1 protein-coding gene and 1 pseudogene are annotated in these 999 nt (G+C 70.2%); both read right to left on the minus strand.

Annotation, left to right across the window (positions count from 1 at the left end; genetic code table 11):
- A pseudogene (locus tag FUT87_RS26995) lies at positions 1 to 762 on the minus strand (enoyl-CoA hydratase); the annotation flags it as partial.
- 90 nt (positions 763 to 852) lie between these two features.
- Positions 853 to 999: acyl-CoA dehydrogenase family protein (locus FUT87_RS27000; RefSeq protein ID WP_255512064.1), on the minus strand; the 147-nt coding region annotated here is incomplete at its 5' end.

Here is a 999-nt window from a genome sequence, read left to right on the forward strand (position 1 = left end):
CCTGCACGCCTTCGCGCTGATCCTCCGAATCGAACAGCGCGACGAAGGCTTCCCGCTCGGCCGCCAGCTGCGATCGCGGCGGCGCCGAGCGCGCGCCCTGGATCAGCTGCTTGCACGCGGCGACGCTGGTCGGGCTCTGGCCCTGCGCGCGCTCGGCCCATTGCAGCGCTAGCGCCAGCGCGCCGCCTTTGGGCGCCAGCTCATCCACCAGTCCGATGCGCAGCGCCGTCTCGGCGTCGACGCGCTCGCCCAGCAGCACCAGGCGCTTGGCCCAGGCCTCGCCGACCGTCCAGCTCAGCCACTGCGTGCCGCCCGCGCAGGGCAACAGGCCGACGGTCGCCTCGGGCAGCGCCATCACGGCATGCGGTTCGGCGATGCGAAGGTCGCAGGCCAGCGCGCATTCGAGGCCACCGCCCATCGCGTAGCCATTGAGGGCCGCGATGCTCACGCCGCGGAAACCCGCCAGCGCCTCGAAGGCTTCGCCGAAGCGGCGCGCCATCGTTGCGGCGACGCCCTTGTCGCCATCGGCGAAGAGCTTCAGTCGGCGCCGGCGCTGAAGAACTTTTCGCCCTCGCCGGTGATGACGAGCGCGTAGATGTCGCGATCGGCGTTGAGGTCGGCCACCAGGCGCGTCAAGGCGGCGAGGCTGTCGGCGGTCCAGGTGTGGGCGGGCGGGTTCGTCAAGGTGACGACGGCGGTGTGGCCGCGTCGCTCCAGGCGCAGCCCGGCGTAATGGATGTCGCTTTCGGTTGAGAGGGGCATGGTGACGAATGGAAGAAGAAGTGTGGTTGGCGACGGCCGCTCTCTCGCAAGCGGGAGAGCAGGAGGCGCAAGCAGCGAGAGCTGCAGTGATCACCGGATCGCTTCAGGCGCGTGGTCCTGCAGCATCCGGCGCGCGACGATGACCCGCATGATCTCGTTGGTGCCTTCGAGGATCTGGTGCACGCGCGCGTCGCGCAGGTAGCGCTCCAGCGGGTACTCGCGGATGTAGCCGTAGCC

It is taken from the genome of Mitsuaria sp. TWR114 (genome assembly GCF_007997345.1).